Consider the following 8,743-nt stretch of genomic DNA (forward strand, 5'->3'; position numbering starts at 1 on the left):
CAGAAGAAGATTCTGATTCTTAAACATATAAAGGAACGTTTATATAACTTGTAGGTTGAAAATGTTTTTCTTGATATAAAAATCCAACATCAATTCCACGTTTATCTGGAGAATCAAAGTGAACTACCTTGTATCCTTTGTTGATTAAAGTAGGATGTTTCACTAAATCTTCTAACACTCTTCTGTTTTCAATTTCGCAAGCACCAATTATAACTGGAGAGTTTTTTTGAGCCTCGCTAGTTCCTAATTCAATAAGAACACGACTTAGGTTATCTAATTTCTTTTTATAGTTTTTAGTATTCCATCCATTTACTGGTGTATACTCTTCATCATAAGTGTCTGGATCGTTAATAGTGTCAAATAGATTTTCAAAGTTGTAAAATGCAACTGTGTGTATTTTAAATTTTTTATCCTGCGAAAAGCCCATGTTTACTGAAAAAACTACGGCTAAAACCAAGAATAGATGTTTAATTTTCATAAAAAGAATGTTATATTAATATCAAGTTTATTACAAATTGGGTGCCAAAGGTAAATAATATTATTAAAAGTTATACATTTGCAGGCTGTTAAGTTTTAAACTACTTAACGTTAAATAAGTATTAATAATAATATTCTTTATGAAAAAACTTGTATTGAGCACTTTACTAGTGCTGCAAGCTGTTTTTGTTTTTGCACAGCAAAATCCGGCCTTAAAAGGTAAGGTTATAGATGCTAAAAGTCAAAAACCATTACAAAATGTAGTTGCAACTATTCAAAGCACTAATCAATCTGCCTTGACTGATTTTGACGGAAATTTTGTATTTCAATCACTTCCTGCTGGAGAACAAGTATTAGTAGTTAAATCTACTGGATACAACCAACAGACATTTGTTTTAGAGCCAAACAATGGAGAACCATTGGATTTAGGTGTAGTTCTTTTAGAAGAAGACATTACTTCAGAACAACAGTTAAGTTTAGTTACAATTACAGAAAATGACTTAGGAGACGACAACAGTGGATCTGAAAGTACTTCGGGCTTATTACAAGCAACTAGAGATACTTATCAACAAGCCGCTGCATTTAACTGGGGATTAGCTCGTTTTAGAATTAGAGGTTTAGATAATGAATATGGAGTTACCATGATTAATGGTATTTCTATGAACAAATTATATGATGGAAGACCACAATGGAGTAACTGGGGTGGTTTAAATGATGCAACAAGAAATCAAGAATTTACAATGGGTTCTGCTCCATCTGATTATACATTTGGTAGTGCTTTAGGAACTCAAGAAATTAATACAAGAGCTTCTTTTTACCGTCCTGGAACAAGAATTTCGTTTTCTGGAACAAACACTAACTATAGCTGGAGAACCATGGGAACTCACGCTTCTGGAATGAATAAAGACGGATGGGCTTATGTTATTTCTGCATCAAGAAGATGGGCTCAAGAAGGTTATTTCGAAGGAACTGACTACGGTGCAAACTCATTATTTGCAAGTGTTGAGAAAAAAATTAATGACAAGCATAGTTTAAATTTAACTTCTATCTACGCACAAAATAGTAGAGGTAAAAATTCACCAAATACTCAAGAAGTTACCGACATAATGGGAGTTAAATACAATTCTTATTGGGGATGGCAAAATGGTAAAAAACGTAATTCTAGAGATAAAGATGTAGAAGAGCCAATGGTTATGTTATCTCACTACTGGAAATTATCTGAAAGCACTACTTTAAATACAAATATTGCTTATCAAACAGGTCGTATTGCGAATTCAAGATTAGAAAATCCACTTGGAAACAATCCAGACCCTACATATTACAGAAAATTACCTAGCTATTATGCAAATCAACCAGACTTATGGAATGATTTTGTATATGATCAAAACGGAAATCAACTTTTTGAAGATGATGGAATTACTCCTCAATTTCAAAACTTAGATGCACAAAATGCAGCAGCATTCTTTAGATCAAATCCACAAATTAATTGGAATGCAATGTATATTGCAAATCAAAATACTGCAACTGGTGAAAGTGCATACGCTTTAACAGAACAACGTAATGATGACACTACAATAACAGCAAATATGTTATTAAACAGTTCATTATCAAACAACATCAACTTTAACGCAGGTGTGAATTTTAGAAAAGTAAAATCGCATAATTACGCAGTTATTACTGATTTATTAGGTGGTGATTACTTTTTAAATGTAGATCGTTTCTTTCTTGGCGACAACGGTCAATTTGATTTAAATAATCCTAACCAACAAGTTACTGAAGGTGGAACGGTAGGATACAACTACAACTTACGAGCTAACGTAGTTGATGGTTTTACACAATTCAAATTTACTTATGATTCTTTTGATTTTTATTTAGCACAAAGCTTTTCTAGAACAGAGTATCAAAGAGAAGGTCTTTATAGAAGTGGTAATTATGCAAATAATTCTTATGGAAAAGGAGCTTCAGAAGTTTTTGAAAACTTTGGTTTTAAAGGAGGTTTAACTTATAAATTAAACGGAAGAAATTACTTCGATTTCAATGGTTTATACCAAACAAAAGCACCTAACTTAAGAAACAGTTTCTACAACGCAAGACGTAGTAATGAATTTACAGAAAATTTAACTAGCGAAAACGTTGTTAGCGCAGATGCAAGTTATATCTTAAGAATGCCAAAATTCAAAGCAAGAATCACTGGATTCTTCTCAAGAGTTAAAGACGCAACTGAAATTGCATTTTTCTATGCTGAAAACGTAGGTGATGCTGATGGTGACGAAGATTCATTCATTACTGAAATTGCTACTGGAATTCAAAAACAAAATATGGGTGCAGAACTTGGTTTAGAATACCAAATTACTTCAACATTAAAAGCAACAGCTGCTGCTTCTTATGGTCAATACATCTATTCAGGAAATGCAAAACTTCAAACAAGTGACGATGCTTTAGCTGCTCAAGGATCTAGTCCATTAACCGATTTTGGAACTGTTTATCTTAAAAACTATCACCAACCAGGTATGCCACAACAAGCATATTCGTTTGGCTTAGAATATCGTGATCCTAACTTCTGGTGGATTGGAGCAAATGCAAACTATTTATCAAATAGTTATATTAGTATTTCTAAAATTATGCGTACTGATAATTTTAGCATTGACGATGCAACAGGAGACAACTACTCTGGAGCTACACCAGAAACAGTAAGAGATATTTTAGAACAAGAAAAATTTGATGGATTTGCATTAATTAATTTAACAGGAGGTAAATCTTGGAGAATTAGTAAAGCAAACAGAAATACTGTTGGGTTTTTTGCTTCTGTAAATAATGTTTTTGATACTAAATACAAAACGGGTGGATTTGAACAATCAAGAAAAGCAACTTTCCCTGATTTACAAGCGGATCAAGCTTTTAATTCGCCATCATTTGGTCCAAAATATTTTTACGGATACGGAAGAACATTCTTCGTTAACCTATACATAAACTTCTAAAAAAAAATATTATGAAAATAAACTTTTTAAAAACATTATTCTTGTTAGCCCTTTCCACAAGTGCTTTAACAAGTTGTGTAGGAGATGATGATTATGTTATCCCTACCGTGTATAGTTATGCCTTTAACGAAGGTTTTTCTACATCTCCTACAGGAAGTGGTTCTGTTGAAGTGCCAATCGCTTTAGAAGGATGGGTAAATTATAATGCTGCAGGTACACGCTTGTGGCACGCTAGAACCTTTGATGATAATATTTATGCTGAATTTTCATCTTTTTATTCTGCAACAGGTTCAAGCGATGTGGCTTGGTTAATTACTCCAGCAATCGACTTAACTGCAACTACAGGTGAAGCTTTATCGTTTTCAACAAAAACAAGATTTGCAAATGGTTACCCATTAACTGCTTTTATTTCTACAGATTATGATGGAACTACAGCTGGTATAGCTACTGCAACTTGGACACCACTTACTTTTACTGCTCCAACAGCTAATGATGTTTTTGTTAGTAGTGGTGCAATTGATATTAGCGATGTTGAAAGTGACAATGTTAGAATTGCATTCAAATATACAGGAAGCAGAGCTGGTGTTACAACTACTCTTCAATTAGATAACATCAAGATTACTAAAAATTAATAGCTATGAAAAATTTAAAATTAGTATTAACAACAGCTATTTTAGCAACTTTAACAAGTTGTGTAAATGGCGATGATTATGGAACACCAGATTTATCAAATGATTGTGTTACCATTGCTGCAACAAAAGAAGTTAATGATATAACAAGTATTGCTACTGCAACAACTGTTCAATACACTACTTCTAACAGTGTAACCGATTACATTGAAGCTTACGTTACTTCAAGTGATGAAGGGGGTAACTTTTACAAATCAATCTCTATGATGTCTTTAGATGGATTAAGAGGTTTTAGTATGCCTGTTGATAATTACAACTTGTACAACGAGTTTGAACCAGGTAGAAAAGTTACTATTAAATTAGACAAAAACACTTATTTCAACAAGCAACATGGTTCAACGGTTATTGGTGCTTCTTACGAAGGTGGTGTAGGTAGAATTTCAGGTGTAGAATACAAAGACGTTATCTTAAGATCTTGTGAAGATGTTAACGAGAATGCTATTGTAAAAGACCTAACTATTGCAGTTGCTAAAAACGACCAGTATTTAAATATGTTAATCGAGTTTGATGCTGTGCAATTTACAGATGCTTCATTAGGTAAAAAATACTATGACGCAACTTTAAATAGTATTGGTGGAGCAACTAATCATGAAATTTCTGATGAGTTTGGAAACAAAATTATCGTTAGAGTTAGTGAATATGCAAAATTTGCTGGAGATGCAGTTCCTTCATTTAACGGAAAAATCAGAGGTGTATTAACAAAATACAACAGTGATTACCAATTTATGATTAGAACTATAAACGATGTGAACATGACTAATCCTAGATTAACAATTGACTTATATCCACCAATTGGAGGTTCTGCAATTGTTTATGATGCAACTCTAAACGAGCCTTTCACGTCTTACACAACAACTAATCAACAAATTTTCCCAAAATACATCAATGATGCAGCTGTAGGAAGCAGATATTGGCAAAGAAAAACCTTCAGTGGAAATACTTACATCCAAATGTCTTCATTTGGTGGAACTCCTGAAGCAAACAGATCATTATTTATTGTTCCTGTTAATATGACAGCTGCAAATACATTATCTTTTGCTACAAATGCTGGTTTCCACAACGGAAATGTATTAAAAGTATATTATACAACTAATTATGTACCAGGTACTCAAATTACTTCAGCAACGTTAGTTGATATTACTTCTAGCTTTACAATTTCTCCAGGATTACCAAGTGGTTACCCAGCTTCGTTTACACCAAGTGGTGTTTATAACATCCCTGCTGGTATTACAGGAAATGGTTTCTTCGTGTTTGAATATGTTGGAAATGGAACTTCTGGTCCAACTACAACTATGCAAATTGATAATATTGTAATTAACTAATTACATTATAAATAAAATTCTAAAAGCGACTCAAATTGAGTCGCTTTTTTTATGCTTGCTATTTCGTACCTTTGTATTCTTAAAGAATGATTATGTTAGAGAAAGAAGTTATTGACTTTGAAAAATCAATAGTAGTAGGAATTGTTACTCAAAACCAAAGTGAAGATAAATTAAACGAATATCTTGACGAATTGGAATTTTTGACATTTACCGCTGGTGGAACCGTTATCAAACGTTTTTCACAAAAAATGGATAAACCTAATCCGAAAACATTTGTAGGAACCGGAAAATTAGAAGAAATCAAATACTTTATCAAAGATAACGACATTAAAACCGTAATTTTTGATGACGAATTAACGCCTTCACAATCCAAAAATATTACCAAAGAATTAGATTGTAAAGTATTAGACAGAACTAATCTTATCTTAGATATCTTCGCGCAACGTGCCGAAACTTCGTATGCAAGAACACAAGTAGAATTAGCACAATGTCAATATTTATTACCTCGATTGACCGGAATGTGGACACACCTTGAACGTCAAAAAGGAGGAATTGGAATGCGTGGTCCTGGAGAGACCGAAATTGAAACCGACCGTCGTATTGTGCGTGATAGAATCTCTTTACTAAAAGAAAAAATCAAGGTAATCGACAAACAAATGGCAACACAACGAAGCAATCGTGGCGCAATGGTTCGCGTTGCTCTAGTGGGTTATACCAATGTTGGGAAATCTACCTTAATGAATGCTGTTGGGAAGAGTGATGTATTTGTAGAAAACAAATTATTCGCAACACTTGACACTACGGTTCGTAAAACTGTAATTAAGAATTTACCATTTCTTTTAAGCGACACAGTTGGATTTATTAGAAAACTTCCAACCCAACTAGTCGAGTCGTTTAAAAGCACGCTAGATGAAGTTAGAGAGGCTGATTTGTTACTTCATGTGGTAGATATTTCGCATCCCGACTTTGAAGATCATATTGCATCGGTAAATCAAATTTTACAAGACATTAAAAGTGCCGATAAGCCAACGATTATGGTTTTTAATAAAATTGATGCTTTTAAATCGGTATATTTTGATGAAAACGATTTGAGTGTTGAAAAAACTACCAAACACTACACTTTGGAAGATTGGAAAAGAACTTGGATGAGTAAATTAGGAGAAAGCAAAACACTTTTCATTTCGGCAACTGAAAAAGCCAACTTTGAAGAATTTAGAGAAAAAGTATACGAAGCCGTTAGAGAAATTCACATCACACGATTTCCATACAACAAATTTCTATATCCAGATTATAAAGATGCTGTTGAAAACGAATAAAAAAAGACCTCAATCGAGGTCTTTTTGTTTTATATAAGCTATTTTGAATTAGAAACCATAATTCACACCTAAACCGATAATTTGTTTCGTTTGAAAGCCTCTAAATGCGTTATCGTCATAAATAGTTTGAAACGCAAAGTTTGTAGACAAGAACTTGTTAATTTTCATTACAATGTTTAACTGATAATCAATGTCTACATTTTGGGCTTCTTCCAAATAATTAGAATATAAATTTAAAATATTCTCAACAGAAACATTTTCCATCACATTAAATTTATAATAACCATTAACAGCTGCTCCTAATTCGTATCTTGTTGTTTCTCCTTGCTCTACACCAAAAGACGAACCAAATTCTGTAAAATGATCGTGAACTAAGATTAATTTTGAAGTAGCTGGAGCAATATTAACTTTTAAATTATCGCTTTTTTTCCATAACATACCAGGTCCAAATTGAAAAAAGGCAGGTGAAAAGAAATGCGAAATTTTTACGGTTTGTGTAGCTGGATCTAAACCAGTATCCATTTGTGTTTTAAAGTTGAAAAAAGCTGAATAAAACCAATATCCAGAAGCTTTTTTTCCTAAAAGTGAATTAAACTCTAATCTGTCATCCGTTTTTTGAGTATCGGCACCTTTGATTTTAGTTAAACCATATGATGCGATGATTTTGTTATCCCAATTCCAATCGCCATTTTTATAATTGAAATCGTAATTTACTCCTACATTTCCAGCAAAGTTATTTTGACCACCCGCTTGCCAATTACTAAAAGAAGATTGATTGGCTAAAAATGTAAAAACACCTTTTCTAGTCCAATGTTTTGTGGTGTCAATTGTAGTTTCTTGAGCTATAGTAACTGCTGAAACAAATAATATCAATAAAAAAAACTTTTTCATTCCTTAAATTTTAAAAATTAAAGGCGCAAAGTTACTTATTTTTGTTTAAACAAAGGAACAGCCGAACAAGCTTCGCCAAACATGACACTTTTGGCAACTTTCATTAGTTTTTGAATCGCTAAAGTATACACTTGGTTAGGAACCGATTTTTTAGAACAACCTTTCAAAATTACCGGTTTTTGAAAATAGTAGGTATAATCGAGTTTGTTCAAAATATCTTGATACCATTCGATAATAGCTAACTCTTTACTTCCATGAATAATCTTTAAAGAATGAGGTGCCAAATGAACAGAAACCAAAGCAAATGCCCACGCAGGAAGTATCGCATCAGTTGAACAATACAAAGCCACGTATTTGTCTTCAAATTTAGACCAATCGTTGTTTTTTAATTGGTCACGAAAATCAGATTCTTTTAAGATAAATCCTTCTAATAACCATTGCGAAATATCTAAATCTACCACATGATTATCTGGATAGTAATCCTCTAAATCGAATACCATCAAAGAACTTTGCGCTACTTTGTTTACTATTTCGTCCATTTGAAAAATTTCAAGTTTCAAGTTTCAAGTTGAACAACCTGAAACTTGAAACATTAAACAAATTTTACAACATTCCTAATTCTAATTTTGCTTCTTCGCTCATTAAATCTTTGCTCCAAGGCGGATCAAATGTAATTTCTACTTCGCATGATTTTACAGCATCAATAGATTTTACTTTTTCCTCTACTTCTTGAGGCAAAGTTTCAGCTACTGGGCAGTTTGGTGATGTTAAGGTCATTAAGATTTTTACATCGTTATCCTCGTTAATCATCACATCGTAGATTAAACCTAATTCGTAAATATCTACTGGAATTTCTGGGTCAAAAATTCCTTTTAAAACTTTGACTACATCTTCGCCTAAGTTAATTGTATCGTTAAATTCTTCCATTTTATTTATTTTTAAACATATAAGTCATATAAGTTAATCCCATAATGTCTTATATATTTCGTTTACATATGTTTGTTGTCCTTCGTAATAAATGTTCTTTACATTAAAATTAATTAATAAGCCTATTGGCTTTTTCAATAAGT

8 protein-coding genes are annotated in these 8,743 nt (G+C 32.5%); 4 read left to right on the top strand and 4 right to left on the bottom strand.

All coding sequences use genetic code 11. The annotated features are described in order from the left end of the window. Positions 1-19: 19 nt before the first annotated feature. Positions 20-478, bottom strand: a complete 459-nt coding sequence (locus tag L6Q46_RS10690; RefSeq protein WP_291284290.1) for a hypothetical protein — start codon at positions 476-478, stop codon at positions 20-22. A 139-nt stretch (positions 479-617) separates the two neighbouring features. Here L6Q46_RS10690 and L6Q46_RS10695 point away from each other — a divergent pair, with 139 nt between their 5' ends. The 4 genes from L6Q46_RS10695 (at position 618) to hflX (ending at position 6,782) form a co-directional block, all read left to right on the top strand. After that, positions 618-3,455 (top strand): TonB-dependent receptor, encoded by a 2,838-nt coding sequence (locus L6Q46_RS10695; RefSeq protein WP_291284291.1) that lies wholly within the window; start codon positions 618-620, stop codon positions 3,453-3,455. An 11-nt stretch (positions 3,456-3,466) separates the two neighbouring features. Further along, a complete protein-coding gene (locus L6Q46_RS10700; RefSeq protein ID WP_291284292.1) occupies positions 3,467-4,087 on the top strand; it encodes a choice-of-anchor J domain-containing protein in 621 nt (206 codons plus the stop codon). A gap of 5 nt (positions 4,088-4,092) precedes the next feature. Further along, the gene (locus L6Q46_RS10705; protein WP_291284293.1) at positions 4,093-5,466 is read left to right on the top strand and encodes a DUF5689 domain-containing protein; all 1,374 of its coding nucleotides are present in this window, start codon (positions 4,093-4,095) and stop codon (positions 5,464-5,466) included. A 92-nt stretch (positions 5,467-5,558) separates the two neighbouring features. After that, entirely contained in the window at positions 5,559-6,782 is a 1,224-nt protein-coding gene (gene hflX / locus L6Q46_RS10710; RefSeq protein ID WP_291284294.1) for a GTPase HflX, read from the top strand. Between the two features lie 48 nt (positions 6,783-6,830). Here hflX and L6Q46_RS10715 read toward each other — a convergent pair whose 3' ends face one another. The 3 genes from L6Q46_RS10715 to L6Q46_RS10725 form a co-directional block, all read right to left on the bottom strand. Further along, the gene (locus tag L6Q46_RS10715) at positions 6,831-7,673 is read right to left on the bottom strand and encodes a DUF3078 domain-containing protein (protein WP_291284295.1); all 843 of its coding nucleotides are present in this window, start codon (positions 7,671-7,673) and stop codon (positions 6,831-6,833) included. Positions 7,674-7,708: 35 nt separating this feature from the next. Further along, positions 7,709-8,212, bottom strand: a complete 504-nt coding sequence (locus L6Q46_RS10720) for a DUF2480 family protein (protein WP_291284296.1) — start codon at positions 8,210-8,212, stop codon at positions 7,709-7,711. A 64-nt stretch (positions 8,213-8,276) separates the two neighbouring features. Next, positions 8,277-8,600, bottom strand: coding sequence for an SUF system Fe-S cluster assembly protein (locus tag L6Q46_RS10725; RefSeq protein ID WP_111566555.1), 324 nt, complete (start codon positions 8,598-8,600; stop codon positions 8,277-8,279). Between the last annotated feature and the right edge of the window lie 143 nt (positions 8,601-8,743).

The organism is Flavobacterium sp., from assembly GCF_023151265.1.
In the GTDB taxonomy this organism is placed as follows: Bacteria; Bacteroidota; Bacteroidia; order Flavobacteriales; family Flavobacteriaceae; genus Flavobacterium.

Bases quoted from the DNA above. Each gene is read 5' to 3' on its own strand.
- L6Q46_RS10695 (WP_291284291.1), top strand. From the start codon at position 618: ATGAAAAAACTTGTATTGAGCACTTTACTAGTGCTGCAAGCTGTTTTT.
- L6Q46_RS10700 (WP_291284292.1), top strand. From the start codon at position 3,467: ATGAAAATAAACTTTTTAAAAACATTATTCTTGTTAGCCCTTTCCACA.
- L6Q46_RS10715 (WP_291284295.1), bottom strand. From the start codon at position 7,673: ATGAAAAAGTTTTTTTTATTGATATTATTTGTTTCAGCAGTTACTATA.
- L6Q46_RS10690 (WP_291284290.1), bottom strand. From the start codon at position 478: ATGAAAATTAAACATCTATTCTTGGTTTTAGCCGTAGTTTTTTCAGTA.
- hflX (WP_291284294.1), top strand. From the start codon at position 5,559: ATGTTAGAGAAAGAAGTTATTGACTTTGAAAAATCAATAGTAGTAGGA.
- L6Q46_RS10705 (WP_291284293.1), top strand. From the start codon at position 4,093: ATGAAAAATTTAAAATTAGTATTAACAACAGCTATTTTAGCAACTTTA.
- L6Q46_RS10725 (WP_111566555.1), bottom strand. From the start codon at position 8,600: ATGGAAGAATTTAACGATACAATTAACTTAGGCGAAGATGTAGTCAAA.
- L6Q46_RS10720 (WP_291284296.1), bottom strand. From the start codon at position 8,212: ATGGACGAAATAGTAAACAAAGTAGCGCAAAGTTCTTTGATGGTATTC.